Here is a 25,663-nt window from a genome sequence, read left to right on the forward strand (position 1 = left end):
GGCATCGCGCCGCGCAGATCGAAGATTAGATGAACAGGCTCAGAATGTAGCAGGCCATGAAGGCCACGAAGCCCTGCATGAGCGTGGCCGTAGTGTAGATCTTGTACGCCACGTTCACGGGCATGTTGGAGAACTGCGACACGACCCAGAAATAGGAGTCGTTGGCATGCGACACGACCATGGAGCCTGCGCCGATGACCACGGCCGTGAGCGCCGGGTTGAGTCCCATGCCGGCCGTCAGGGGCGCCATGATGGCAGCGGTGGTGATGATGGCCACCGTCGAAGACCCCTGCGCGGTCTTGAGCGCCGCGGAGATGATGAAGGGCAGCAGCAGGCCCAGGTTCATGGTGGACATGGTGGTACCGATGAATTCCTTCATGGGCGAGGCCGCCAGGACCCTGCCGAAGGAGCCGCCCGCGCCGGTGATGGTCAGGATGATGGCCGCGTCTCGAATGCCGTGCCCCATCCATCCGTCAAGGGCCTGTCCGAATTCCTTGCGCGGCACCAGGAAGAGGCTGCACACGACACCGAGCATGAGTGCGGAAACGGGATCGCCGATGAAATCCAGGGTCTTGGCCAGCGGACCCGTCCCGAAGGGCTTGGTGGGGAAGTTCGTCACGGATTTGAGCAGGATGAGCACGATGGGCAGGATGATGGGCAGGAAGCTCATGAACGTGCCCGGCAGCTTGCCGTACTTCTCCAACAGGCTGGAATAGCTTTCCTCGACGTCGGGCTTGATGTCGTACTTTCGTCCGAAGTGCTTGGCCCAGAAAAACCCGGCCAGCGACGAGGGCACGGCTGCAATGAGCCCGTAGAAAATGACCATCCCCAGGTCGGCCTTGAGGGCAGCCGCGGCAGCCAGGGGACCCGGAGTGGGCGGCACCATGGTGTGCGTGGCGTAGAGGCCCGTGGAGAGGGCCACGGCCATGACCGCCATGGATGTCTTGGACTCCACGGAGAGCGCCTTGTTGAGCGGGGTGAGGATGACGTAGCCCGAGTCGCAGAACACGGGGATGGACACGATGTATCCGGCGATGTTCATGGCCAGGGGGGCTCGGCTCTGGCCCACCAGGCCGAGGATGGCCCGGGTCATGACCAGGGCCGCGCCGGTCTTCTCCAGGATGTAGCCCATGATCGTGCCGGCCACGATGACGATGCCGATGTAGGTCAGCGTGCCGCCGAAGCCCTCGCGCACCGCCTTGACCACGTCGAGGGGAGCCATGCCGATGGCCAGGCCGTACCCGAACGCGACGGAGATGAGCACGAAAAAGGCGTTGACCCTGTACCTGCCGGTAGCCACCACGATGAGGATCACCGCGATGACCAAGAAAATCAATGACGTTCCGCCAGAAACCATAAGACCTCCTCCTTCCCGTCGGTGCCGGCTGTTTTGAATGCTGTATGCAAAATACAATCGGTATTTGATACCACATCGCCGCCTGGAGAGGCAACGGAAAACAGCAAACCCGGACTTTCACGGAACGAATTCGTACCATGAAATGGCGAAAAGGAAACGGCCCCGCCGCTGGCGGGGCCGAAGGGTAAGGGGTCGGTTCTTTGGTGGAGGCGGCGGGAGTCGAACCCGCGTCCGGAAATCTTCAGCTGCAGCTTCTACACGCTTAGTCCCCGATTTGCGATTCGCCTCGGAGGCCTCCCGGGGACGGGATCCCTCGTCGGCTATCCTGTGAAAGGTTTCGCCTCATCCGCCACAGGAGATCAGAATCGGCTATCCTGGCTGATTTTACGCCCTGTTCGAGCCGTCAGGAGAGCCCGGCAGGACGTGGCCGCTTAAGCAGCCTTTGCGTAAACGTAGTCGTTGGCGTTTACTTTTTTTCTACCTGTTTAAGGAGCCCGGTAGAAACCTCCGCGTGCCACTGTCAGCCTCAATTATCCCCGTCGAAACCGTGGCGCCCCCACTTGTGTATTCGTCCGGGAACAATTCCGAATTCAATTTAACCTGCCTGCACCGGTAAGTCAAGGAAGGATACGGGGCGGTCAATGCCCGGGTATCTCCATCTCGAGGATGGCGGAGCTCAGCGACTTGCCGTGGATGTCGAGGGCCAGCGTCCGCGTGACTCCGCCCCCCAATGCCCTGTAGAGGACGAAGTTGAGCGCCCCGATGTTGGGCAGCGCGTACCGGACGACCTCCCCCTCGACGATCTCGGAGAAGAAATCCTTGACGCGCTCCGCCGTCACCTGCTTTTCCAGAAGCGGGTAGTCGGCCGGGTCATAGGCGATGACGGAGATGTTGGACGTGTTGCCCTTGTCCCCCGTGCGGGAGTGTGCGATCTCTCGAAGCTTCATCCGATCACCTCGTAGTGGATGGAAGGTTTCACCAGGGTCCGCGGCACGAGGGTCGAGACCATTGCCACGACCTCCCGCGCCACCTTCCACGCGCCGGCCCCGCCTGCCGGCCCGTTCGTGTAGAGGGTCTCGACCTCGTTGCCGATCCGGACGGCCTCGGCCATCGTCTTCGTCCGTCCGGCGACCCTGACCCTGACCTCGTAGGGGTCGTGCCCCGCGGAGATTTTGTCCCTGTGCAGGGAATTGACACCGATGAGGTCGTACCGGATCTCGTCGAACTGCACCCCGGTCAGCCTCAGCCTTTCTCGTACAATTTCGAGCGCCAGCTTCCCGCGGGCCACGGCACCGGGTCCGCCATAGCTGATCTGCCCCTCGCCGATGTAGCTGTCCACGTAGCCGATGGAGACCTTGAGCATGTCGGTCCTGGGCTTCCCCTTGCCGCCCGTGACCTGTACACGGTCCTTGCCGACTTCCGTCAGCCGCACCCCCGTGAAGTCGGCCACGACATCGGGGGTGATGTATGAGGAAGGGTCGTGGATTTCATAGAGGAGCTGCTCCTTGCAGGTGGCGAGCGTGACCATCCCACCCGCTTCGGGCACCTTGGTCACCACGAATGAGCCATCCGCGCGGACCTCGGCGATGGGGAACCCGAGCCGGGCCGGATCGGGCACGTCCTTGTAGCCGGGGTCGGCGAAGTATCCCCCCGTCACCTGGCCTGCGCATTCGAGCAGGTGGCCCATGACGGTTGCCTGCCCCAAGAGATCCCAGTCGTTCATGTCCCAGCCGAACTCGTGTATCGCTGGAGCGATGAAAAGCGCCGGGTCCGCCACGCGGCCGGTGATGACGACATCGGCCCCGTTCTGCAGGGCCTCGACGATGGGCTCGGCGCCCAGGTAGGCATTGGCGGAGACCATCCTGTCTTTCAACGCCGAGGATTTCTCCCCGGTTTCCTCTATGCGGTAGTCACCCTGCCTGACGATACCAAGGACATCGTCGCCCGTCACGGCGGCGATCTTGAAACCCTTGATGCCCATCCGCTTCGCGATTTCCCCGACCTTCTCCGCCCCGGCGGCGGGGTTTGCGGCCCCCATGTTCGTGATGATCTTCACGCTGTTCCTGCGGCATACGGGCAGGCAGGCCTCCATCCGGGCGGCCAGCAGGGCATCGTAGCCTGCCCCGGGGTCCCTCATCTTCGCCTGCTGCGCGATGGCGATGGTCCGCTCGGCCAGGCACTCGAAGACGAGGTACCGGATGCCGCCCTTTTCGGCAAGCTCCACGGCGGGCTCGATCCGGTCGCCCGAATAACCGGCGCCGGACCCGATTCGTATCGTTTTCATGGGATCGATCCTCCGTTCATTACAGCGGGTACAGCCCGATGGCAATCGACGCGATGGCCATGACGATCGTGACCAGGTATGCATAAAGGAAGGTGAACTTCTGATGCTCCCCGAGTTCGACGCCCGTCAGACCGATCAAGAGGAATGTTGAAGGCGTCAGGGGACTCAGGGGAAATCCGGTCGTCATCTGGCCGATGATGGCGGCCTGTCCGACCTGCAGTGCCGGGACACCCAATGTCTTGGCGACCTCCGCCACGACGGGGAGGAAACCGAAGTAGAATGAATCCGGGTCGAAAAGCAGGCTCATGGGCATCGAGATCAGGGCCACGATGGCAGGAATGTGAGTTTCCAGGCCCTGCGGTATGAACGTCACCGCGGCCTTTGCCATGGCAGCGATCATGCCCGTGCCCTTCATGATCCCCATGAGGGAACCGGCGGCAAGAAGAATGCTGGCCATCATGAGGGCCGCCTTTGCGTGGGCATCGACCCGGGCCCGCTGCATCGCGACGTTGGGATAATTCACGACGAGGGCGAGCGTGGCCCCGACCATGAACAGCACCGCGGGGGATAACGTGCCCCACACCAAGCCCACAATCACGGCCACGGTCAGGATGATGTTGAACCAGAACATCTTGGGCCTTCGGAGGCTCTTTTCTTCATCGGTCAGTTGTCTCTCGTAGACCTCCCCCTCGGAGCCCGTGTTCCCGACGATGCCCAGGCGGCGGGTTTCCCGCCTGCCGAGCCAGTAGGCCACGAGCATGACGAACGCCAGGCCGCAGAGGTGTGCGGGAATGACCGGGTTGTAGAGGTCCGTGACCTGGACCTGCAGGGCCGTTGCCGCCCGGATGGTCGGGCCGCCCCACGGCAGGACGTTCATCGTCCCCGCACCGAGAGCGACGACGCAGGCCAGGACCCTTCGGTCCATGTTCAAACGGTCGTACAACGGGATCAGGGGAGGGATGACAATGAGGAAGGTCGTGGCACCGGAGCCGTCCAGGTGGGCAACCATGGCGAGAAGCGCTGTACCCATGACGACCCGTGTCGGGTGGTGTCCGACGTGACGAAGGATCTTGTTGATGATGGGATCGAACATCCCGGCATCCATCAGGACACTGAAAAAGATGATCGCAAAGATAAACATCGCCACGACCGGCGCGATGCTCTGCAGACCCTGGACAATGAATTTCCCCGTCCCTAGGCCGAACCCGCCGATCAGCGCTCCGATGATGGGAATGGCGATCAGGGCGGCCAGCGCCGATAACCTTTTCGTGAGGATGACCGCCAACAGGGCAAGCATCGTCAGAAGTCCCAGCAGTGCCAGCATATCTCCCCTCCTGGATTCGCGGTTGCAAGACCCCGCTTTTTGCCATCCCTTTGAGCAACCGCCATGCCCGGATGAAGGCGTTTCAGCATGCTGCGCCGAGAACGAGGCGGGAGCCGCTGCGGCCACCGCGCCGGCATTGTTCAAGCTCTTGTTTTGAAATATGTTTGCGAGTGTCGGGGGAGAACGCAAAAAGGCGGATCGGCGACGGAGGGAGCGAAAGGATTTGAGAACAGCCGGCACGCTTCTTCCGGATAACCGGAAATGCTGTCCCTCCGGCAGGGCGATCAGTTCCCCGCCGAAGCATGCCTGAAGGCCTTTTCCGGGTTTTCGGAACCAATTTCCCTGTCATTCCGGGATTCCGGAACTATTCCCGGCCGGCCGGATCGATACCCAGTGCCTTCATCTTTGCATAGAGTGTGGAAAGAGACAACCCGAGTTCCCGGGCAATGCGCCTCTTCGCCTCGACCGATCGACCGCAGCTGCCGAGCTTGCCGAGAATCGCCCGCCTCTCCGCCTCCTTGACGATCTCCTCCAAGGTGCCGCTCACGGGCCGGCGGATGACATCTTGAAGCGCTTTCGGCAGATATTGCGGCAGGACGAACTCGGTGTCAGCCATGTTCACCGCGTGCTCCACGGCGTTCATGAGCTCCCGGACGTTTCCCGGCCACGAGTGCCTTTCGAGGATCTCATAGATATCCGGGGAAAAACGCAGCGCCCGGCCTCCTCTTTTCCCGCACTGCTCGAGGAAATGGTCGGCCAGGAGCCGGATGTCGCCTCGACGGTCCCGGAGAGCCGGCAGGTGGATGTTCACAACGTTGAGCCTGTAGTAGAGATCCTCCCTGAATTGCCCCGCCTTCACCCGCTGCTCGAGATCCCGGTTGGTCGCCGCGATGACCCGGACGTTCACGGCAGTCTCCTCCGTTTCACCGACTCGCCGGATACGCCGCTCCTGGAGAACCCGGAGCAGCTTTGCCTGCATGTCCGTGCCGAGCTCCGCCACCTCGTCAAGGAATACGGTTCCCCCCTCGGCGATCTCGAAAAACCCCACCCGGCCGCCCCGGCGCGCGCCGGTGAAGGCGCCGTCCGCATACCCGAAGAGCTCGCTTTCAACGAGCATCGGGCTCAGGGCCGCGCAGCTGAACGCCAGGAACGGACCCGACGATCGCCTGCTGCCGCTGTGAATGGCCTGGGCAAAGACTTCCTTGCCCGTCCCGCTCTCTCCCGTGATCAGGACATCGTGGTCGCCCCGCGCGCTTCGATGAGCCAGTGCGACGGCCGACCGGATTTCATCACTGACCCCGATGATGTCCTGGAACGTGAACCGGGCCTGGAAGGCCTGTTGAACGAACGTGTGGAGACGGTTGGCCCGGCTGGCAAACTTCTTGAGTTCCTGGGAGAGACGCTGGACTTCCGTGATGTCCTTCAGCACCGACACACCGCCGACAATCTCGCCGTCCCTGACGATCGGGGCCATGTCGACGACGTATTCAACCTTCCCTTCCCGGCGGAATACGCCCGCGCGGGCTACCCCCGTGCGCATCACATCGGGCAGTATCGCCCCGGGGCGCACGTCCCGCAGGGGTCTCCCGACAATCTGCTCGGGCTTCACGCCGGTGATGCGGGTGTACTCCGGATTCACGTAGCGGACGACGGCCGAGGCATCGACGACGAGCACGCCGTCATAGATGGCATCAAGGATGCTCGTACACCACTGGGCAACCATCTCCGCCGGACAGGATTCTTTCCCCTCGTGAGGAATCCCTCGATCGTCCGCGGCCATTGCGGAACCTCTCATTCAAATACGCATGCGCTTTCGATCGATGCTCACCGGGAGTCCCATCAGCGGTTGCGGCCCCGGATGGCGCGCTCCATCTCGCGCCTGTCCGTCCTTCGCTTCAGGTCCTCGCGCCGGTCGTGGATCTTCTTGCCGCGGCCCACGCCGAGCAGGATCTTCACCTTGCCGTTCTTGAAGTAGGCCTTCAGCGGGATCACCGTCTGGCCCTTCTCCTGGGTCTTGCCGTAGAGCTTCCGGATCTCGCGCTTGTGCAGCAGGAGCTTGCGGACCCGCAGGGGGTCGTGGTTCATGATGTTGCCGTAGGTGTAGGGGCTGATGTTCATGTCGTAGAGGAACACCTCGCCGTTCTTCACCCGGGCGTAGCTGTCCGTCAGGTTGCCCTTGCCCTCGCGGAGGGCCTTGACCTCGGTGCCCACCAGGGCGATGCCCGCCTCGTAGGTGTCCTCGATCTCGAAGTTGAGCCTCGCCGTCTTGTTCTGGCAGATGGGTTTCTCGCCTGCCTGTTTCCTAGCCATCGTGTCTGCCCCGGGGCATGTAGTCCATCTTGACGTTCTTCATGGCGCGGAAGAGGTTGTCCCGGACGAGCCGGTTGTCCTTCTCGAGCTCGCCGAGCAGCTCCTTGACGTAGCGCCTGCGGGAGTTGACGCTCGTGGGGCACCGGTTTGCGATCACGGGGAATCCCCTCTCGCGGGCGAACTTCTTGATGAGCTCCTCGCGGATGTACGCCAGCGGACGGATGATGTGGAGCGTCCCCGCAAAGATGCTCTGCTTGGGCATCATGGTGCTGATCTCGCGGCCGTAGAACATGTTCAGCAGCAGCGTCTCGATCATGTCGTCGCGGTGGTGGGCCAGGGCGATCTTGTTGCAGCCCCTCTCCGCGGCGATCTCGAAGATGCGCCGGCGCCGGAGCCTCGAGCACAGGAAGCAGGGGTTCTTGCGGTTGACCTCGCTGTGAGCGACGGGACCGATGTCGGTGCGGTCGATGACGGCTTCGCAGCCGATCTCGCGGAAAAAAGCCTGCAGCCGATCCGCATCCTCGCCGCTGCCCTCGAAGCCGAGATCGACGTGCACGGCCGTGACAGTATAGTCGCCGGGGATGACGTACTTGGGGGTCCTGAACAGGTCCAGGAGGACCATGCTGTCCGTCCCGCCCGAGACCCCGACGAGGATCCGGTCGCCCGCCTCGATCATGCCGTACTCCTCCGCGACGGCCTCGAACCACTTGTTGAGGTGATTGTGGAGCCGGGTTCGCTTCTCCCCGTTCGGTTGCCAGTCGTTCACCGCATCAATCCCTGCCCTGCGTCCGCGTTCCCGGAATCGTATACCACATCGGCGGGTTGAAGCAAACCCCTATCGGGCGCAGTTCGCCTTGCAAAATTCCGGGGTTTGGGATAAGACGAGGCGGCCCCGAAGGAAGACGATATTCACCCTCGCCCGGACCCTCTCTCAACAGGTTGAAGAGAGACCGGGGAAGGGGCCGCTTGAGGGAGAAAATTCTTCCCCCTCCTTCGCTTCCTGCCCCCGCCGGGGCAGGAGAACGGGGGAAAGGGGTATTGCCAGGAGGAGACATGAGCGAAATCATCCGGGTACATGCGCGGGAGATCCTCGATTCGAGGGGCAACCCCACGATCGAGGCGGAGGTCATGCTGTTGTCGGGCATCATCGGGAGGGCGGCGGTGCCCTCGGGGGCCTCCACGGGGGAGCGCGAGGCCGTGGAGCTGCGGGACGGCAACAAGAGCCGCTATCTCGGCAAGGGCGTCCAGAAGGCGGTGCAAAACGTCATCCAGAAGATCGGCCCCGAGCTCGTGGGGATGGACGTCTTCCAGCAGCGACGGATCGACCAGGCGATGATCGAGCTCGACGGGACGGAGAACAAGCGCGTCCTCGGGGCCAACGCCATCCTCGCCGTGTCGCTGGCCTGCGCGAAGGCCGCCGCACAGAGGCTGGGAATGCCCCTGTACCGCTACATCGGCGGCGTCTCGGCGAGGGAAATCCCCCTGCCGCACGTCAACATCCTCAACGGCGGCGTGCACGCCCCCAACAACGTGGATCTCCAGGAGTTCATGATCATGCCCGTGGGGGCCCGGAGCTTCCGCGAGGGGATCCGGATGTGCGCCGAGGTCTTCCACCGCCTGCGCGAGGTCCTCAGGGCCAAGGGCTACAACACGGCCGTGGGGGACGAGGGAGGGTTCGCGCCTGACCTGAAATCCAACGAGGAGGCCCTCGTCCTCATCGTCGAGGCGATCAAGAAGGCCGGATACGAGCCCGGCGGCAACGTCTGCATCGCGCTGGACCCGGCGGCCAGCTCTTTCTACCGGAAGGGCAAGTACATCCTGGCGGCCGAGAAGAAGCCCGAAAAGACCGCCGAGGAGATGGTGCAATTCTACGCCGGCCTCATCCGGAAGTACCCCATCCTCTCCATCGAGGACGGTCTCGCGGAGGGAGACTGGGACGGCTGGAAGCTCATGACGGATGAGCTGGGGAAGAAGATCCAGATCGTGGGCGACGACATCTTCGTGACGAACAAGAAGATCGTCGAGAAGGGAATCCGGCAGGGCATCGCCAACTCGGTGCTGATCAAGCTCAACCAGATCGGCACGCTGTCGGAAACCCTCGAGACGATCGAGACGGCCAAGACGGCGGGCTACACCACCGTCGTCTCCCACCGCTCGGGCGAGACCGAGGACACGGCCATGGCCGACGTGGCCGTGGCCATGAACTGCGGGCAGATCAAGAGCGGCTCCACCTCCCGCAGCGAGCGCCTGGCGAAGTACAACCGCCTGCTGCGCATCGAGGAGGAACTCGGGACGGCCGCGGTCTACCGGGGACGCAAGGCGCTGTACAGCGTGAAGCCGGCATAGGGCTTGCAACACAAGACAAAACGAAGGCCCGATTCCGCTGCACGGCAGAATCGGGCCTCTCCATGTAAACAAATCCCCCTTCCATCCCCCTTTGCGAAAGGGGGAGAAAGGGGGATTGATCTTACAGGAACCGGAAGATCCGCTGCCGCACCGCCTCGATCCGGCTCTTGTCCTCCGTGAGGGCGTAGAAGGTCCGCGTCTCCTTCTTCTCCCTGCGCTCCACGGCCTTGATGACCTCCATGTCGATCAGGGCCTTCACGGCGTTCTGGTAGTTCGACACGCTCTGGGCCTCACTGCGCAGGATTTCCCCCTTGCGGTACATCCGGGTCCCCAGCTTCTGCACCAGCCTGAGAAACTCCTTGTCGGGGCGCATGTCCTTTTTCAGGTAGGACGATCCGCGCGTGACGACCCAGTAGGACTCGATGTAGTTCTGGATGAGCCCCGCGTAGGGCCGCAGGTTGGTCCTCCCCTTGCCCTTGACCTCGATCCAGGCCTCGTCCCCTTTCTCGAGGCCCGCCACCATGCCCCGGTCCAGCAGGTAGGCCAGGGCCTCGTGGACCTCCTCGGCGTCCCCCTTGCGGTGATCGAAGATGAACTCGTGCCGGAACAGCCGCTTGAAGAACTTGTAGTCCTCCATGAGCCTCACCAGCGGGACCGTGTCCTCGCTCGTCGAGAGGATGGAGGCCGCCACGAACGACAGGGGCACGAAGAAGTGCAGGATGTTGTTCTTGTAGTACTCCAGGTGCAGCCGCTTCCCCTCGTCCAGGGAGTAGACGACCTCGGCGAACTCGTCCTCCTCGCCTTCCTCGGCGCCCATTTCCGTGATGAACCCTGCGGCCTTGAACTGCTCAAGGGCCTCGTCGATGGCCCGCTCGGGGTTGGCGAAGGTGGAGGCGATGGACACGCCGCGCGCGGCCAGGTAGTGGAACAGCTCGTGGATGATCTCCAGCAGGTCGTTGCGGGTCAGGCCGCGCTTGTAATGGCACAGCAACGCCGCCGCCACGAGCGCGAAGGGCGTCACCACGGAGACGCGGCTGATCTCGCTGACGACTTCGTAGCTGATCTTGCGGTAGAAGCTGCGGCGCTCGTCGGTCTCCATGGCCCCCGGCGGCCTGTCCTGGGCCTGCAGGGACGCGCAGATATGGATCGGCTCGCCGATGTTCAGGTAGACGCGCCCGTAGCGCTTGTTCAGCAGCCGGCTGCTCTTGATGACGGCACTGGGCCTCTCACGCTCCTTTTCGGCGCCGCCCAGCTCCTGGATGTAGGACTTCTCTTCCAGGACCCGGTCGTAGCCGATGAAGACGGGGATGATGGCCACGTCCCGTTGCAGATCCGTGCAGGCCTGGATGACCATGGAGAGCATCCCGTACTTCGGCATGACCATTTTCCCCGTCCGGCTCCGGCCCCCCTCGATGAAGAACTCGATGGGGTAGCCCTCGCGGAGCATGGTCCGGATGTAGGTCTCCATGACATGGCGGTAGACGACGTTGCCGCCGAAGGTGCGCCGGATGAAGAACGCTCCCCCCTTGCGGAAGATGTGCCCCAGGGGCCAGAACATGAGGTTCGTCCCCGCCGCGATGAACGGCAGCGGGATGTTGTGCTTGTAGAAGACGTAGGACAGCAGCAGGTAGTCGATGTGGCTGCGGTGGCAGGGGATGATGACGCAGGGCATGCGCCTCGAGAGGTCACGGACCCGGGCGAGCCCCTCCCGGTCGGCGATGACGCCGTCGTAGATGTTGTTCCAGAGCCAGGTGAGAGCCTTGTCGTAGAGCTCGATGTAGAAATCGACGTAGTCCGCGGCGATCTCCTCGAGATACCGCTTCGCCTGCTTCCGGACCGACTCGAGGTCCCTGTTCGAGGAGGCGGCGTGCTCTTCCATGAACCGCACGAGCGCGGGGTCCCGCATCGCGATCCGGATGATCTCCTCGCGGGGCTTGACGCGGGGCCCCAGGGCCGCAATCGTCTCGCGGTCGATCCGGCCGATCAGTTCGGCCCGCAGACCGCCGGCGACGTCCTGCAGGGACCCGCCGGCCGTCTCCTGGAGGATGCGCGACAGATCGATGGGCTCCGCAATGCTGACGGAGGTCCGGTGCTTGTACCGGATGAAGGCGATCAGCCGCCGCAGCGCGCCCGGGTTCTCCTGGTCGCCGAAGAAGATGTCCACCAGGGGGCGCTCCTTTTTCTCCCTCCGCGGGCCGTAGCTGACGGCCACGGGGACGACCGTGACGGGGACATCGAGTGACCTCTGGGCGTTGAGAAGCTGCACGAGCGGGTCCTTTGCATCGTCGCGCTCCGAGCCCCTCAGCGAGATCACGGAGCTGCGGCCCAGGCGGGTCAGCCGCTCGAGGGTACCCGCGGCACCCGGCTCGGCGGGGCTGTTCTTCAGCAGGGCGCGGACGGCCCTCGCGGCGTTTCTCCAGAGCAGCGTCCCCATCCCGTGAAAATAGATCGGCTGCGGGATATCCTTCCGCAGCCCCAGGTCGTGCAGGATCAGGCCGTTGAGGCGGCTGGGGTACTTCAGGGCGTAGACGACCACGCCCTTCCGGGCCAGTTCCCGGAGGGCGCGCTCGTGTTCGGGGGCCAGCTCGACCTTGGAGAGATACCGCGAAAAGAGCCGGTGGAAGGGGACGCGGATTTTCCCGTCCGCATCAACGGTGTGAGGGTCCACGGCGCCGGCAGGCATGCTGTGGGTCTCCGGGTTCATTGCCTCTCCGGGTTCAATCCGCGGTTTCGAAATCGTCCTTGAACTTGCGCCGCATCGTGTCCCGGACGAAGAACTCGATCTCGGAGGCCGAGTTGAAGGACATGACCCGATCGGCCAGTTTTCGGCACTCCTTCATCGTGACGGCGCGGATGATCTTCTTGACGCGCGGGATCACCAGGGCGTTCATGCTCAGCTCGTCGATCCCGAGACCCAGCAGGACCATGGTGTAGGCGGGCTCCCCGGCCATCTCGCCGCACATGGCGACCTTGATGCCGGCCTTGTGTCCCGCCTCCACGATCTGGCGGATGAGCTTCAGCACCGCCGGGTGCAGCGGCTCGTAGAGGTAGCTGACCCTCTCGTTCACCCGGTCGATGGCCAGGGTGTACTGGATGAGGTCGTTGGTCCCGATGCTGAAGAAGTCCACCTCGCGGGCGAGATCCCCCGCGATCATCGCGGCCGAGGGGACCTCCATCATGATCCCGACCTTCAAGTCCCTGCCGTAGGGGATGCCGTCGCGCTTGAGCTCCTTCTTCACCTCGTTGAAGATCCGCTTGGTCTCCAGCAGCTCCTCCATCCCCGAGATCATGGGGAAGAGCACCCTCGTCCGTCCGTAGGCGCTGGCCCGGAGGATGGCCCGAAGCTGCACCTTGAACAGGTCCACCTCCCGCAGGCAGAAGCGGATGGCCCGCAGGCCCATCACGGGGTTCATCTCCGCCGCAAGCCGCGGGTCGGACATGAACTTGTCGCCGCCGAGGTCGAAGGTGCGGATCGTCGCCCAGCGGATGCCTTTCGACTCGACGACCTTCTTGTAGGCGCAGAAGTGCTCCTCCTCCGTGGGGAGCCGGTCGCGGTTGATGTAGATGAATTCCGTCCGGTACAGACCGATGCCGTCGGCGCCGTGGTGGACGGCCGATGCGATCTCCTCCGTGAACTCGATGTTGGCCCCGATGAGCACCCTGTGCCTGTCGAGCGTGACGGCAGGCTTCCGGGCGTTCCTGAGGAGGCTGTCCTCGATCGTCTCGTAGTGCCGCTTTTTCTCCTCGTAGCGGCGGATGATCTCCGGGTCCGGGTTGACGATGACGGCGCCCGCCGTGCCGTCGACGATGACGACGTCCCCCGTCCGGACCTCCGTCGTGACCTTCTCGAGCCCCACGACGGCAGGGATCTCATAGGCCCGGGCCACGATGGCCGTGTGAGAGGTCTTGCCGCCCATGTCGGTGGCGAATCCCTGGATCTTCTCCACCTTCATCTGCATCGTGTCGGCGGGTGAGAGGTCGCGGGCGATCACGATGGCGTTCTCACCGATCCCCGAAATGGACTCGTGGTGGACCCCGGCCAGGTTTCTCAGGATCCGCTGCCCCACGTATTCCACGTCGCTGACCCGCTCGCGCAGGTACTCGTCGTCGACCTTGCTGAACACGTCGCGGTACTTGTCCAGGGTCATCCGCAGGGCCCACTCGGCGTTGACCCCCTTGTCCTCGATGTTCCCGATCGTCTGGCGGATGAGCATTTTGTCCCGCAGGATCATGATGTGAACGTCGAGGATGTAGAGGGTCTCGAGCCCCTCCTGGTCCTTGAACTTGCGCTTGATCTCCAGCAGCTGGGCCTCGGAGTCCTTGATGGCCTTCCGGAACCGGCGCGTCTCCTCGGCGAGCAGGCTCTTGTCTTGGATCTGGTAGCGCGAGATGGGGGCGTCGATTCGACGAAGGAGATGGGCCGTGCCGATGGCGACCCCCGGGGACACGCCCGTCCCCTGCAGGATCACGGTTCTGCGTGAATCGCCGGGATTCATGCGTCCTCCCCGAAGCGGCTGTCGACGAGTCTCTCGATGCTTTCGACCGCTTCCCGTGCGTCGTCGCCGTCGGCGCGCACCACGATGCGGCTGTCCTTCGGGCAGCCGAGGGTGAGAATGTCCAGCAGGCTCCTGGCGTCGACCCGGACCCCGTCGCGCTCGAGGGACACCTGCGACCGGCACCCCTCGAGAGCGCGGACGATCATGGCGGCCGACCGCGCGTGCAGGCCCAGTTCGTTCTTGATCGTGAGGGTCTTCTGAACGATCATCGCATCCACACGAAGACGGCGCAGAGAGCCACCGCACCGTAGAGAGTCGCAAGGGCGGAAAGTCCCTTCTTCACGGCCGCGTAGCTGGCCAGGACAACGAACAGGCCGGCCGCCTGCGTCAGCAGGCCGGGCTCAAGCGGGACCGGCAGCGGCCCGGCCGACGGGGCCAGCACCGCCAGGCCGGCCAGGGCAACCGCGCTGCCCCACCGGAGGCGCCTGGCCTGTTCGGGCAGATCGAGGCGGCGGATGAAGCCGATCCCGTTTTCCCCGTGCCGCCACCCTTCCAGGAAGCCCCGGATGCGCACCCGGAAGGGCACGGGGTTGTAGATGAGAAGGAAAACGACCGGGGCCAGGAGATAGCCCAAGATGGCGAGACACAGGGCTACGACGGCCGAAAAGGGCTTGAGAGCGCCCCAGAAGAACGTGTCCCCCAGCGCCGCGTAGGGGCCCATCAGGGCGTTCTTCAGCTCCGCGGCCGCCGATGGCCTGCCCTCGACCTCGAGCCGGGCGACGGAGCCGATGACGGGTGCAGCCATGTAGGGGTGGGTGTTGAACCTCCGCAGGTGCCGTTCCAGAAGCGCCTGCGCCTCGGTGTCCTCCGCACCCGTCTTTTCCCCCGCCAGGGGAGCCGCCGCGAAGGCGAAACCGAGGCCCTGCATCCGCGAAACATTCCACGAGGCCTGTATCAGGAGCGACCTCAGGAAGATTTTTACGAGCCCTTTCCTCTTCAACACTTGACCGACGCCGGATCGTTGTTACCTTGAGCAAGGAACCCGCTGCCCCGGGACCGGAAAACCGTCAGCCCCTGTCCGCCTCGGCAGCAGGAGGAAGGCCGAAATCAAACGAGAAAAACGTAACACGAACCGCGTCATTAGTCAATGCGTGCAGACGGTATGGGTAGCGTATCATATCTTGTGTCAGAGACAGGAAAGGGGTACCCCCAAGATTGCGAGATCCCATAAGGAGGTACCCCATGAGGACAGTCGGTTTGCCGATCAAGAGTTTGTCACAAGCGCACCGGATAATCAAGGAGATGAACCTGTCGCCGGAGTGGGATGCGGATTACCGCTCTGCGGCCCGTCAGGCCCTGGTCGGGATCTTGGAAGACCAGATGAACGACCGGCTGGACCGCTATCTCGACGAGGTGGGCCGCTCGCTGGCGGACCGGCGCAACGGCAGCTACTGCCGTCACCTGCTCACCGAGCTGGGGGATATCGAGCTGCGGGTGCCCCGGAGCCGCAAGACCAGCATGATCGGGGTGGTCCGGGCCTACGCCCGCCGCATCGGCTGCGTGGAGCGGATGATCCTGGCGTGCTTTGTCCTCGGGATCTCCACCCGCAAGATCGCCCACGCCCTGATGCCGGTTCTGGGCGAGCCCGTCAGCGCCACGACGGTGAGCCGGGTGGCCCGGAGGCTCGATGCGGCCGTGAGCGCCTTCCACAGACGGCCGCTGCGCCGAGCCTACCGGTTCCTGCTGTTCGACGGGGTGGTGCTCAAGCGCAGAACCGGAGCCGGGGCCTCCACGCGCGTCGTCCTGGTGGTCCTGGGGGTGACGGCCCAGGGCCGCAAGGAGATCATCGACTTCCGGATCGCCCACGCCGAGTCACAGAGCGCCTGGGAGGTCTTCCTCACGGATCTGTATCGACGGGGACTCACGGGCGAGGGGCTCGAGATGATCATCACCGACGGGGGCCGGGGCCTGCTGGCCGCCCTGCCCTTTGTCTATCCGCAGGTGCCCCTGCAGCGCTGCTGGGTGCATAAAACCCGCAACGTCCTCAACTACGCCCGCAAGAGCGACCAGGCCGCCATGAAGAAGGACCTGCACGCCATCAGCCATGCCGCCTCTCTGCGCGAGGCCCAAGCCGTCCTGCAGCGCTTCTGCCGCATCTGGCGCCCGCTCTATCCCAAGGCCGTCAAGAGCCTCATGAGCCACGAGGAAGAACTCCTGGCGTTCTTCCGGCTGCCCCATCCCAAGCTCTGGCCCACGATCCGGACCACCAACCTCATCGAACGCAGATTCCGCGAGGTCCGCAGGAGAACCCGCCCATGGGCGTCTTCTCCGATCGAACCAGCATGGAGAGAATCCTCTATGCCATCTTTACCCATGAGAACCTGAAAGAAAAAACCATGACCCCTTTCCTCGTCATGACACATAACACTTGACGTTACCACGGTATGCTCTTGAATTTTTCCGGTTTTTGTCGCTCTTTTCCCCTTGACAGGCCTTTTTTTTTCTGTTACTTACGCGTGCCGACGGGCGTCGAGGGCCGCAGTGGTTCGAAGCCATCCCGACAGGGATGGCCGATTTTTTGCGGGCCGCCGTGCCCCGGCTGCATCAGGACAACGGGATGAAAACCGACGGGAGGTTTCGCAAGTGATCTGCCAGACAATCAAAGCAGGCGTCGAGTGCGCGTTCATGACGAAAAACGGCTGTAGCTTCGTGGGCGGCAGCTGCCAGAAGATCGTGGAGCAGTGCGAGGGCTGCGGGAAAATCATCGAGACCTCGGGCGCAAAGTACTGCATGGTCTATCCGAACCCTGCGGGCAAGTGGTCCATGGGCATCTGCCCCCAGGCCACGCACAAGAAGGTCGTCAAGGAGGAAGTCGCGCAGAAGATCAACCCCTTGAAGGCCGCCAAGCGATCGGTGAAAAAGAAATAGACGCGGCTCCGGGACCCCCGCATCCGGCCGCACAGAAAGATACAGCCGATTCCCCGGGGCATACCCGGGAAATCGGCTGTTTTTTTGACGCGGCGCCGCGTGCACCGGACGCCCGCCCCCCGTAGCGGGCCCCTGGGTCATCGGCCTGTGTCTTCCCTAGCTCAGCAGGTCACGGATCGCCCTCAGCTCCTGCTTGACCCTCTGGAGTTTCTCCCGGCATTCTCCGCCGGGCGGCCGTTGCGCCTCCGGCTCACGCGTCAGTTCCTGGAGCCTTTTCTTCGCCCCGGCAATGGTGAACCGGTCCTCGTAGAGCAGTTTTCTGATGAGGGCGAGCGCCTCGAGGTCCTTTCTCCGGTAGAGCCGCTGCTCGGACTTCGTGCGGATGGGCCTCACGGTCCGGAATTCCGTCTCCCAGTAGCGGATGACGTGAGGCTCCACGCCCAGGATCTTGCTGATCTCACCGATGCGGAAGTAGGTTTTGTCGGGGATCTCGATGTCCACGAGATGACCTCTCACCGAAAGATGCCCGTCGTGAACCTGCTCCCGTCCTCAGCGGAGAGGACCTGATCGCCCCGCCTACTTGTTGTTGAGGGCTTTCTTGAGGACCTGGCTGGACTTGAACGTGAGCACGCGCCGGGCCGATATCTCGATCTCCGCACCCGTCTGGGGGTTGCGCCCCCTGCGGGAATTCTTCTCCTTGACGACGAAATTTCCGAAACCCGAGATCTTCACCTTCTGTCCCCGGGCGAGCTCATCCTTCATGATGTCAAAGACCGACTCGACAATGCGGGCCGAATCCTTCTTCGAAAACCCAAGCTTGTCGCAGACATTCTGGATGATGTCTATCTTCGTCATCGCGCTCCTCCTCTTTTCCTGGCCACGGTGTCCTGTTACCCTTCCCCCCTGATCCTGGCGCCGGTTGATTCGACGATCCGCTTTACGATCCGGCCGTGGGCCTGGCTCGTTTCATCGTCGGTCAATGTCCTTGATGCCGATCGGTAGGTAAACCGCAGGCCAAGACTCTTCATGCCCTCGGGAATACCTTTGCCGCTATATACATCAAAAACATCAACCTTTTCAAGCAATTCTTCCCCTGCCGAGACGGCCAGGCCGATCATCCCGGCGGCCTCGGTTTCCTGCCCGACGAGGAAGGCCACGTCGCGGACCATGGAGGGAAACCGGGAGAATTCCCGGTAGACAACCGGTCTTTGGCCCCCGCCCATCAGGGGCTCCGCATCGACTTCGAGGACGAAGGCCCTGCCGCGCAGGTCCATTCGTTCAGCCGCATCGGGGTGGAGCTCCCCGAGCGCGCCGATCTCCGTTTCGCCGGCAAAGACGCGTGCCGCGCGGCCCGGGTGCAGCCAGGGGATGTCCGGGGCGGCCTCGAACCGGAGCCCGCTGACTCGCAGCGCCCCCGCGAGGCCCTCGAGGGCCCCCTTGATGTCGTAGAAATCGACCGGGAGGGACTGGAAGTGCCAGTTCTGCCCGTGGCGCAACCCCGTCATCAGCAGGGCGATCTTGTCCACCTCCCGGGGCAGTTCCCCTTCACCGCGGGCGATGAAGATCTTGCCCAGCTCGAAGAGTTTCAAGTCCGGCAAGCCGGCATTGACATTCCTTCGCATCGTCTCGAGGAGCCCGTAGAGGAGGGTCGTGCGCATGACGGCCTGGTCCTCCGTGAGCGGGTTCGCGATCCGGACGAAGCGGCGCCGCTCGTCGCCGGCGGGAAAGGCGAGCACCTCGGCCGCGCGGGGCGAAATGAAGCTGAAATTGAGCACTTCCGAAAACCCCTGCCCGCTCAGGGCCGCCCGCACGGCGGACTCGAACTCCCGCTTGCGGTCGTGGAGCTCGCCGGGGACGGGAATGGCCGGGATGGTCTCGGGGATCTTGTCGTAGCCGTGGATCCGGGCGATCTCCTCGATGAGGTCGATCTCGCGCCACAGATCCACACGGAAGGTGGGCGGAGTGACCGAGAGGATGCCCTTGCCTTCCCTCTTCACGGACATCTCGAGACCCCGGAAGATCGCCGCCGCCTCCGCGGCCTTCACGGGCGTGCCGAGGATCGCCTCGACGCGGTCCATCCGGACGCGGATGGGGCCCGGGACGGGGACTTTCCTGGGGTAGGCGTCGATGTGTCCCTTGCAGATGCGCCCGCCCGACAGATCGGCGATGAGCTGGGCGGCGCGGTCCAGGGCCCTCACGACCCCCTCGGGGTCGATCCCCCGCTCGAACCGGAAGGCGGCGTCGGTCCCCATGCCCAGGAACCTCGCCCCGCGCCGGATCGCGGAGGGGTCGAAATAGGCGCTCTCGAGCAGCACCGTCTCCGTGTCGTCCTTCACCTCGGAGTTCTCGCCGCCCATGATCCCGGCGATGGCCACGGGCTTGCGGCCGTCACAGATCATCAGCGTCTCGGCGTTGAGGGTCCGGGTCTTGCCGTCGAGGGAGACGAAGGGCTCCCCCTCGCGGGAGCGGCGCACGACGATCCTCCCCTCCTCGAGGAAGCGGAAGTCGAAGGCGTGCAGGGGCTGCCCGAGTTCCATCATGACGAAGTTGGTCACGTCGACGACGTTGTTGATGGACCGGAGCCCCACGGCCTCGAGGCGCAGCCGCATCCACTTCGGCGACGGCTGGATCTTGACTCCCCGTATCACGCGGGCCGTGTACCGGGGGCAGAGGTCGGGGTCCTGGATCTCGACGGAGGTGACGGACCGGATGTCCTCAGGGGATTCCTTGAAAGCGATCTTCGGGTAGCGCAGCTTCCTGCCGCACAGGACGGCCGCCTCGCGGGCGATGCCGACGATGCTCAGGCAGTCGGCCCGGTTGGGCGTGACGCCGATGTCGAGCACCGTGTCGCGCAGATCGAGGACATCGGCGAGGTCCTTTCCCAGCGGCGTCTCCGGCGGCAGGATCAGCAGGCCCGACGCGTCGGGTCCGATTCCCAGCTCGTCCTCGGAGCACAGCATGCCTTCGGAGGCCTCCCCGCGGATCTTCGAGCTCTTGATGACGTAGCCCCCGGGGATCACGGCGCCGACCGTGGCAAGGGCCACCACGTCGCCCGGCTTCATGTTCGGGGCGCCGCAGACGATGGGAAGCGGCCCGCCGCCCGTGGTCACCTCCAGGAGATGCAGCTTGTCGGCGTCGGGATGGCGCCGCATGGTCAGGATCCTGGCCGTGACGACCCCGGTGAAGGCGGGGGCGTAGTCCTCCACGGCGTCCACCTCGAGACCGGCCATCGTGAGACGGTCCGCCAGCTCCTGCGGTGTGATGTCGATATCGACGTAATCCCTGAGCCACCGAAGACTGACTTTCATAATCACCTAAACGGCTTATGGCATAAGGCTGAAGGCGTAAGGCCTAAAGGTGAACAGAATGCTCTTTACCCCAAGCCAGATGCCTTGCGCTATACGCCAACACTCAATTGAAATTCTTTTGCTGCCTTAAGCCATTGGCCTTAAGCCCTAAGCCAATACTTAAAACTGTTCCAGGAACCGGCGGTCGTTCTCCGTGAAGAGCCGGATGTCGGAGATGCCGTAGCGCAGCATGGCGATCCGCTCGACACCGAGGCCGAAGGCAAATCCCGTGTACTGCTCGCTGTCGTACCCCACGGCCTTGAAGACTTCGGGGTCGACCATGCCGGATCCCAGGATCTCGAGCCAGCCGCTCTGTCCGCACACCCGGCAGCCTTTCCCGCGGCACATGACGCACTGGATGTCGACCTCTGCGCTGGGCTCCGTGAAGGGGAAGAAGCTCGGGCGGAACCGCACGCCGATTTCGCTGCCGAAGACGTGATGCAGGAAGTACGTGAGTGTTCCCTTCAGGTCCCCGAAGGTGACCCTCCGGTCGACGTAGAGCCCTTCGATCTGGTGGAACATCGGGGAGTGGGAAATGTCGGCGTCGGGCCGGTACACCTTTCCCGGCGCGATGACCCGCACGGGCGGCTGCTGCTTTTCCATCACGCGGACCTGGACCGGCGAGGTGTGTGTCCTGAGAAGCAGGTTGCCCGCGATGTAGAACGTCGCCTGCATGTCCCGCGACGGGTGGTCCTTGGCCATGTTGAGGGCTTCGAAATTGTAGTAGTCCAGCTCGACCTCGGGCCCCTCGGCCACAACGAAGCCCAGCGCGGCGAAGATCCCGCAGATCTCCTGCGTCACCTGGGTGATAGGGTGCAGGGTCCCCCGGGCGGGTCCCCGCCCGGGCAGAGTCACGTCGAGCCTCTCCTGCAGGAGACGGCTGTCCTTTTTCGATGCCGCGATCCCGTCGAGGACTTCATCGATGCGCCGAGAGAGGGCCTCCTTGACCTGGTTGGCCAGCTGCCCCATCGCAGGCCGCTCTTCGGGCGGCACGGACCCCAGCCCGCGCAGGATGGACGTGAGCGCGCCCTTGCGGCCCAGGTATTTCGTCCGGATCGCCTGGATCGCCTCGTCCGTCGAGGCCCCGCGCAGCTCCTCCTCGGCGTCGCGCTGAAGCTTCTCCAGCTGCTCTCTCATCCCTTCTTCCCGCCTGCCGCGATGCCGGCAATTTCGGAGAACGCACGGGGGTCGTGGACGGCGATGTCCGCCAGGACCTTGCGGTCAAGGGAAACGCCCGCCTTCTTGAGCCCGTCGATGAAACGGCTGTAGGAAAGGTTGTTGAGTCTCGCCGCGGCGTTGATCCGCGCGATCCAGAGGCTGCGGAACTCGCGCTTGCGGGCCTTGCGGTCGCGGAAGGCAAAGGCAAGGGCCCGGTTGACGGACTCCGTCGCGAGGCGGTACGCCCTGCGCCGGGCCCCGAAATAGCCCTTGGCCAGCTTCATGATCTTCCTGCGTTTCTTCCTTCCCGTCACACTTCGCTTTACACGTGCCATGATACTGTCTCCCAAACAGATTCGTTACAGCGATTAAGAGGCTCTTGAAGCCTTTAGCCTTTAGCCTTTAGCCTTTAGCCTCGTGAATGAAAATAGAGGGGAGGAAGCCCCTCTACGTCACGCCGTCCCGCTGCTCACCCCGCCTCGCCGGCAGACCGCCGCTAGGCGTAGGGGATGAGCCTCTTGATGCCCTTGGTGTCACGGGCGTCGAGGATCGTCGACTTTCTCAGCTTGCGCTTTCTCTTCGTCGTCTTCTTCGTCAGGATGTGGCTGTGGAAGGCCCTTTTGCGCTTCACTTTCCCCGTTCCGGTCAGGGAAAAGCGCTTTGATGCTCCCTTGTGTGTTTTCTGCTTCGGCATGGACTGCTCCTCTACGCGTTATTTCTTGGGGGACACCACCATCACCATGCTCCTCCCCTCGATCTTGGGGTGCTGCTCCACGGTGGCGATGCTCTCCAGTTCTTCCCGGATGGACTCCATGATCTTGAGGCCGATCGACGTGTAGGCGATCTCGCGGCCCCGGAAGATCATCGAGATCTTCACCTTGTCGCCTTCCTCCAGAAACTCCTTGACCTTGCGGATCTTGATCTCCCGGTCGTGCTCGTCGATCTTGGGCCGCAGCCGCATCTCCTTGATCTGGACGGCGGCCGCGCTCTTTCTCGCCACCTGCATCTTCTTGCTCTGCTGGTAGCGGAACTTCCCGTAATCCATGATCCGGCATACGGGGGGATTGGAATTCGGGGCGACCTCGACGAGGTCCATTCCCACCTTTGCCGCTTCCGCCAGGGCCTCGGCGATGGGCAATATCCCCAGCTGCTTGCCCTCAAGGTCGATGACGCGCACCTGGGAGACCCTGATCCCCTGGTTGATCCGAAGATGTTTTTCTATTGGACACCTCCTGCCCGATGGCATTCTGCATCCCCGGGACGGGGACGGGTTATCGCTACTCGTAGCGGCTGCACTTTTCGCGGACGAGTTCGACGAAGGCGTCGGCCGTCATGGCGCCGAGATTCCTGCCGTCGCGCTGCCGGGGGGAAATCGTTCCCGAGGCGACCTCCCTGTCCCCGATGACCAGCATGTAGGGGACCTTCTGGAGCTGAGCGGCGCGGATCTTGTGCCCCAGCTTCTCGTTCTTGAAGTCCCTCTCCACGCGCAGGCCCGCATCGAGCAGCTTGCGGTAGACCTCCTCGCCGTACGGGATCTGGTTGTCCGTCACCGTGACGAGCACGGCCTGGACCGGCGAGAGCCACACCGGGAACGCCCCGGCGTAGTGCTCGATCAAAACCCCGATGAACCGTTCGATGGACCCGAGGATGACCCGGTGGAGCATGACGGGGCGGTGCCGCTCGCCGTCGGCCCCCACAAAATGCAGGTCGAAGCGCTCCGGCAGCGCGAAGTCGCACTGGATCGTGGCGCACTGCCACTTGCGCTTCAGGGCGTCCTTGAGCTTGAAGTCGATCTTCGGGCCGTAGAAGGCGCCGTCGCCCTCGTTGATGTCGTAGGCCATCCGGTTGTCCTTCAGGGACTGCTCCAGGGCGGCCGTGGCCATCTCCCAGTCCCTGTCGCTCCCGATGGAGTTCGGCGGGCGCGTGCTGAGCTCAACCTCGTACTCGAAGCCGAAGATCCCCATGGCGTACTTGACGAAATCGGCAATGGCCAGGATCTCCGCGTTGAGCTGATCCGGCGTGCAGAGGATGTGGGCGTCGTCCTGCGTGAACTGCCGCACGCGCGTCAGCCCGTGCAGCACCCCCGTCTTCTCGTGGCGGTGCACGGTGCCCAGCTCGAAGTACCGCAGGGGCAGATCCCGGTAGCTGCGGATCTTCGACTTGTAGATCATCATGTGCGAGAGGCAGTTCATGGGCTTGATCCCGTAGGCCTGGTCCTCCACCTCGGTGAAATACATCGACTCCTTGTAGTGGTCCATGTGGCCCGAGCGGATCCACATGTGGTCCCGGAGGATCTGCGGGCCCACGACGATGTCGTAGCCCCGTTTGAAATGCTCCTTGCGCTCCCAGTCCTCGATGATGGTCCGGAGCATGGCCCCCTTCGGGTGCCAGATGACGAGCCCCGGCCCCACCTCCTCGTTGATCTGGAAGAGGTCCAGCTCCCTGCCGAGCTTGCGGTGGTCGCGCCTCTTGGCCTCCTCGATGAAGTTGAGATACTCCTCCATCTGCTTCGGGGTGGCAAACCCCGTCCCGTAGATGCGCTGGAGCATCTTGTTGTGCTCGTCGCCCCGCCAGTAGGCGCCGGCCACGTTGAGGAGCTTGAAGGCCTTGATCTTGCCTGTCGACGGGATGTGGGGGCCCCGGCACAGGTCCGTGAAGTTGCCCTGCGTGTAGAGGCTCACCGTCTTGACGTCGGCGGGCAGGTCGTTGATCAGCTCCACCTTGTAAGGCTCGCCCTTCTTCTTGAACAGCTCGACCGCCTCTTCCCGGCTGACTTCACGGCGCGTGAAGGGCTCGTCCTTCGCGGCGATCTCCGCCATCCGCTCCTCGATCTTCTTCAGATCCTCGGGCGTGAAGGTCGACTCGTAGTCGAAGTCGTAATAGAAGCCGTCCTCGATGGAGGGTCCGATCGTGACCTTGACGTTCGGGAAGATGTCCTGCACGGCCTCGGCCATGACGTGGGAGATGCTGTGGCGCAGAACGCTCACTCCCTCCGGGCTGTGGATGTCCACGGCGTCGATGGAGCCGCTCTCCGTGACCGGGCTCGAAAGGTCGATCATCCGTCCGTTGAACCGGGCGGCGACGGCGTCGCGGGCGGCCTCCGCCTTCCAGGCGGCAAGGATTTCGCCCGCAGCCAGCCCGGCCTCGAAGGACTTCCGGGTTTGATCCGGGTATTGGATGTCGATTTTACTCATCGGACGATCCCCGATTCTCCCCCCTCGCCGGCCCGGTTCATGCCGCTCCGGTCGTCATGGAGGGACGCGCTGAATACCTTCGGGTTTTAATTAAAGAAAGGGCACCCACGCTGTGACGTCCTGTGATGCCCTTCGCCTCAGAAAAAATTTTTTAATGGTAGGCACGCAGGGATTTGAACCCTGGACATCCACCGCGTCAAGATGGCGCTCTCCCCCTGAGCTACGTGCCTGTTTCCATGCATTGTGAAAGCGGGTATTGATTAACAAGAAAATGCAATGATGTCAAGACAAAATCATGTTTTTCCCTGATTCGCGCCCCCGGCGCCGATGAGCCTCATCCCCCTGATGATGTAATCACCCCCCGAGATGACAGTGAAGAGTGCGGTGAGCCAGCACAGGATCGCGAAGGCCTCTCGGAAATACTGCCCCCCGTCGCCCGCCTTCAGCAGGAGGGCAAAAAATACAGTGCAAAGTTGAAGCATCGTGTTGATTTTACTTATGAAAGACGGTTTGATCTCGAGGCTGACGGACATGAGGGTCAACACGAGGATTCCCCCGAGTATGATGCAGTCGCGGCTGATGACCACCACGGCAAGCCAACCCGGGATCACGCCGACAATGGCCAGCGTCGCAAACATGCTGATCACGAGAGCCTTGTCGGCCACGGGATCGAGGTAGGCCCCCACGACGGTCTGCTGGTTGAGAACCCGGGCAAGCAGCCCATCCAGGCAATCCGTCACGCCGGCGATGACGAAGAACACCAGGGCCTTCACATAATGCCCCTGGATCAGGAGGATGACGATGACCGGAACGAGGACGATCCGGAGAACGGTGAGAAAATTGGGGATGGTCACAGGGTTACCCCACGGGAATCCGTCCTGACTGTTTGCTCTCTTCGGTATCCGCCCATCCGGGTCAC

At 63.4% G+C, this 25,663-nt stretch carries 23 protein-coding genes, 1 tRNA gene and 1 other RNA gene; 3 read left to right on the top strand and 22 right to left on the bottom strand.

Annotated features, from left to right (window positions below; translation table 11 throughout):
* Positions 1 to 25: 25 nt before the first annotated feature.
* The 8 genes from HPY67_02965 to HPY67_03000 form a co-directional block, all read right to left on the bottom strand.
* Positions 26 to 1,357 carry a GntP family permease gene (locus HPY67_02965; protein NPV03676.1) on the bottom strand — a complete coding sequence of 444 codons (1,332 nt, stop codon included), beginning with the start codon at positions 1,355 to 1,357 and terminating at the stop codon, positions 26 to 28.
* A gap of 201 nt (positions 1,358 to 1,558) precedes the next feature.
* Positions 1,559 to 1,915: a transfer-messenger RNA gene (ssrA, locus tag HPY67_02970) on the bottom strand.
* A gap of 80 nt (positions 1,916 to 1,995) precedes the next feature.
* Entirely contained in the window at positions 1,996 to 2,304 is a 309-nt protein-coding gene (locus HPY67_02975) for a hypothetical protein (GenBank protein ID NPV03677.1), read from the bottom strand.
* Positions 2,301 to 3,641, bottom strand: a complete 1,341-nt coding sequence (locus HPY67_02980; protein NPV03678.1) for a DUF1446 domain-containing protein — start codon at positions 3,639 to 3,641, stop codon at positions 2,301 to 2,303. Before HPY67_02980 ends, HPY67_02975 begins: the two co-directional genes overlap by 4 nt.
* A gap of 19 nt (positions 3,642 to 3,660) precedes the next feature.
* On the bottom strand, positions 3,661 to 4,965 hold the full coding sequence (locus HPY67_02985; GenBank protein NPV03679.1) for a citrate transporter: 1,305 nt from the start codon (positions 4,963 to 4,965) through the stop codon (positions 3,661 to 3,663).
* A 364-nt stretch (positions 4,966 to 5,329) separates the two neighbouring features.
* Positions 5,330 to 6,745 (bottom strand): sigma 54-interacting transcriptional regulator, encoded by a 1,416-nt coding sequence (locus tag HPY67_02990; GenBank protein ID NPV03680.1) that lies wholly within the window; start codon positions 6,743 to 6,745, stop codon positions 5,330 to 5,332.
* A 59-nt stretch (positions 6,746 to 6,804) separates the two neighbouring features.
* Entirely contained in the window at positions 6,805 to 7,275 is a 471-nt protein-coding gene (gene smpB / locus HPY67_02995; GenBank protein NPV03681.1) for an SsrA-binding protein SmpB, read from the bottom strand.
* Complete coding sequence (locus HPY67_03000; protein ID NPV03682.1) at positions 7,268 to 7,951, bottom strand: tRNA 2-thiocytidine(32) synthetase TtcA; 684 nt, start codon at positions 7,949 to 7,951, stop codon at positions 7,268 to 7,270. Before HPY67_03000 ends, smpB begins: the two co-directional genes overlap by 8 nt.
* Before the next feature lie 377 nt (positions 7,952 to 8,328).
* Here HPY67_03000 and eno point away from each other — a divergent pair, with 377 nt between their 5' ends.
* The gene (eno, locus tag HPY67_03005) at positions 8,329 to 9,621 is read left to right on the top strand and encodes a phosphopyruvate hydratase (GenBank protein NPV03683.1); all 1,293 of its coding nucleotides are present in this window, start codon (positions 8,329 to 8,331) and stop codon (positions 9,619 to 9,621) included.
* 121 nt (positions 9,622 to 9,742) lie between these two features.
* Here eno and HPY67_03010 read toward each other — a convergent pair whose 3' ends face one another.
* The 4 genes from HPY67_03010 to HPY67_03025 are packed head-to-tail and all read right to left on the bottom strand — an operon-like array spanning position 9,743 to position 15,120.
* Positions 9,743 to 12,325 (bottom strand): hypothetical protein, encoded by a 2,583-nt coding sequence (locus HPY67_03010; protein NPV03684.1) that lies wholly within the window; start codon positions 12,323 to 12,325, stop codon positions 9,743 to 9,745.
* A 13-nt stretch (positions 12,326 to 12,338) separates the two neighbouring features.
* A complete protein-coding gene (gene ptsP, locus HPY67_03015; GenBank protein ID NPV03685.1) occupies positions 12,339 to 14,117 on the bottom strand; it encodes a phosphoenolpyruvate--protein phosphotransferase in 1,779 nt (592 codons plus the stop codon).
* Entirely contained in the window at positions 14,114 to 14,386 is a 273-nt protein-coding gene (locus HPY67_03020) for an HPr family phosphocarrier protein (protein NPV03686.1), read from the bottom strand. Before HPY67_03020 ends, ptsP begins: the two co-directional genes overlap by 4 nt.
* Complete coding sequence (locus HPY67_03025) at positions 14,383 to 15,120, bottom strand: PTS mannose transporter subunit IID (protein NPV03687.1); 738 nt, start codon at positions 15,118 to 15,120, stop codon at positions 14,383 to 14,385. The genes HPY67_03020 and HPY67_03025 overlap by 4 nt, the downstream gene beginning before the upstream one ends.
* Before the next feature lie 299 nt (positions 15,121 to 15,419).
* Here HPY67_03025 and HPY67_03030 point away from each other — a divergent pair, with 299 nt between their 5' ends.
* Together HPY67_03030 and HPY67_03035 are read left to right on the top strand one after the other, a co-directional pair.
* Entirely contained in the window at positions 15,420 to 16,502 is a 1,083-nt protein-coding gene (locus HPY67_03030) for an IS256 family transposase (GenBank protein NPV03688.1), read from the top strand.
* Between the two features lie 258 nt (positions 16,503 to 16,760).
* Entirely contained in the window at positions 16,761 to 17,045 is a 285-nt protein-coding gene (locus tag HPY67_03035; protein NPV03689.1) for a hypothetical protein, read from the top strand.
* A gap of 156 nt (positions 17,046 to 17,201) precedes the next feature.
* Here the strand turns inward: HPY67_03035 and HPY67_03040 are convergent, their stop codons facing one another.
* From HPY67_03040 to HPY67_03085, 10 genes are all read right to left on the bottom strand, one after another.
* Positions 17,202 to 17,561, bottom strand: a complete 360-nt coding sequence (locus HPY67_03040; protein ID NPV03690.1) for a MerR family transcriptional regulator — start codon at positions 17,559 to 17,561, stop codon at positions 17,202 to 17,204.
* Positions 17,562 to 17,621: 60 nt separating this feature from the next.
* A complete protein-coding gene (locus HPY67_03045) occupies positions 17,622 to 17,900 on the bottom strand; it encodes an integration host factor subunit alpha (protein ID NPV03691.1) in 279 nt (92 codons plus the stop codon).
* A gap of 35 nt (positions 17,901 to 17,935) precedes the next feature.
* Positions 17,936 to 20,353, bottom strand: coding sequence for a phenylalanine--tRNA ligase subunit beta (locus HPY67_03050; GenBank protein ID NPV03692.1), 2,418 nt, complete (start codon positions 20,351 to 20,353; stop codon positions 17,936 to 17,938).
* Positions 20,354 to 20,512: 159 nt separating this feature from the next.
* The gene (pheS, locus tag HPY67_03055; GenBank protein ID NPV03693.1) at positions 20,513 to 21,529 is read right to left on the bottom strand and encodes a phenylalanine--tRNA ligase subunit alpha; all 1,017 of its coding nucleotides are present in this window, start codon (positions 21,527 to 21,529) and stop codon (positions 20,513 to 20,515) included.
* Positions 21,526 to 21,885, bottom strand: coding sequence for a 50S ribosomal protein L20 (gene rplT, locus HPY67_03060; GenBank protein NPV03694.1), 360 nt, complete (start codon positions 21,883 to 21,885; stop codon positions 21,526 to 21,528). Before rplT ends, pheS begins: the two co-directional genes overlap by 4 nt.
* 161 nt (positions 21,886 to 22,046) lie before the next feature.
* Positions 22,047 to 22,244, bottom strand: coding sequence for a 50S ribosomal protein L35 (gene rpmI / locus HPY67_03065; GenBank protein ID NPV03695.1), 198 nt, complete (start codon positions 22,242 to 22,244; stop codon positions 22,047 to 22,049).
* An 18-nt stretch (positions 22,245 to 22,262) separates the two neighbouring features.
* Positions 22,263 to 22,796: a translation initiation factor IF-3 gene (infC, locus tag HPY67_03070; protein NPV03696.1), complete on the bottom strand. Its 534-nt coding sequence runs from the start codon at positions 22,794 to 22,796 to the stop codon at positions 22,263 to 22,265.
* A 31-nt stretch (positions 22,797 to 22,827) separates the two neighbouring features.
* Positions 22,828 to 24,744 (bottom strand): threonine--tRNA ligase, encoded by a 1,917-nt coding sequence (gene thrS, locus HPY67_03075; protein NPV03697.1) that lies wholly within the window; start codon positions 24,742 to 24,744, stop codon positions 22,828 to 22,830.
* Positions 24,745 to 24,899: 155 nt separating this feature from the next.
* Positions 24,900 to 24,974: transfer RNA gene (locus tag HPY67_03080), tRNA-Val, on the bottom strand.
* A 63-nt stretch (positions 24,975 to 25,037) separates the two neighbouring features.
* Positions 25,038 to 25,598, bottom strand: a complete 561-nt coding sequence (locus HPY67_03085; protein NPV03698.1) for a CDP-diacylglycerol--glycerol-3-phosphate 3-phosphatidyltransferase — start codon at positions 25,596 to 25,598, stop codon at positions 25,038 to 25,040.
* Positions 25,599 to 25,663: the final 65 nt, after the last annotated feature.

This window comes from Syntrophaceae bacterium, from assembly GCA_013177795.1.
Taxonomy (GTDB): Bacteria; Desulfobacterota; Syntrophia; order Syntrophales; family UBA2192; genus UBA2192.

Coding starts and splice junctions, on each gene's coding strand:
- HPY67_02965 (NPV03676.1), bottom strand. CDS start 1,357: ATGGTTTCTGGCGGAACGTCATTGATTTTCTTGGTCATCGCGGTGATC.
- HPY67_02975 (NPV03677.1), bottom strand. CDS start 2,304: ATGAAGCTTCGAGAGATCGCACACTCCCGCACGGGGGACAAGGGCAAC.
- HPY67_02980 (NPV03678.1), bottom strand. CDS start 3,641: ATGAAAACGATACGAATCGGGTCCGGCGCCGGTTATTCGGGCGACCGG.
- HPY67_02985 (NPV03679.1), bottom strand. CDS start 4,965: ATGCTGGCACTGCTGGGACTTCTGACGATGCTTGCCCTGTTGGCGGTC.
- HPY67_02990 (NPV03680.1), bottom strand. CDS start 6,745: ATGGCCGCGGACGATCGAGGGATTCCTCACGAGGGGAAAGAATCCTGT.
- smpB (NPV03681.1), bottom strand. CDS start 7,275: ATGGCTAGGAAACAGGCAGGCGAGAAACCCATCTGCCAGAACAAGACG.
- HPY67_03000 (NPV03682.1), bottom strand. CDS start 7,951: ATGATCGAGGCGGGCGACCGGATCCTCGTCGGGGTCTCGGGCGGGACG.
- eno (NPV03683.1), top strand. CDS start 8,329: ATGAGCGAAATCATCCGGGTACATGCGCGGGAGATCCTCGATTCGAGG.
- HPY67_03010 (NPV03684.1), bottom strand. CDS start 12,325: ATGAACCCGGAGACCCACAGCATGCCTGCCGGCGCCGTGGACCCTCAC.
- ptsP (NPV03685.1), bottom strand. CDS start 14,117: ATGAATCCCGGCGATTCACGCAGAACCGTGATCCTGCAGGGGACGGGC.
- HPY67_03020 (NPV03686.1), bottom strand. CDS start 14,386: ATGATCGTTCAGAAGACCCTCACGATCAAGAACGAACTGGGCCTGCAC.
- HPY67_03030 (NPV03688.1), top strand. CDS start 15,420: ATGAACCTGTCGCCGGAGTGGGATGCGGATTACCGCTCTGCGGCCCGT.
- HPY67_03045 (NPV03691.1), bottom strand. CDS start 17,900: ATGACGAAGATAGACATCATCCAGAATGTCTGCGACAAGCTTGGGTTT.
- HPY67_03050 (NPV03692.1), bottom strand. CDS start 20,353: ATGAAAGTCAGTCTTCGGTGGCTCAGGGATTACGTCGATATCGACATC.
- pheS (NPV03693.1), bottom strand. CDS start 21,529: ATGAGAGAGCAGCTGGAGAAGCTTCAGCGCGACGCCGAGGAGGAGCTG.
- rplT (NPV03694.1), bottom strand. CDS start 21,885: ATGGCACGTGTAAAGCGAAGTGTGACGGGAAGGAAGAAACGCAGGAAG.
- rpmI (NPV03695.1), bottom strand. CDS start 22,244: ATGCCGAAGCAGAAAACACACAAGGGAGCATCAAAGCGCTTTTCCCTG.
- infC (NPV03696.1), bottom strand. CDS start 22,796: ATGCCATCGGGCAGGAGGTGTCCAATAGAAAAACATCTTCGGATCAAC.
- thrS (NPV03697.1), bottom strand. CDS start 24,744: ATGAGTAAAATCGACATCCAATACCCGGATCAAACCCGGAAGTCCTTC.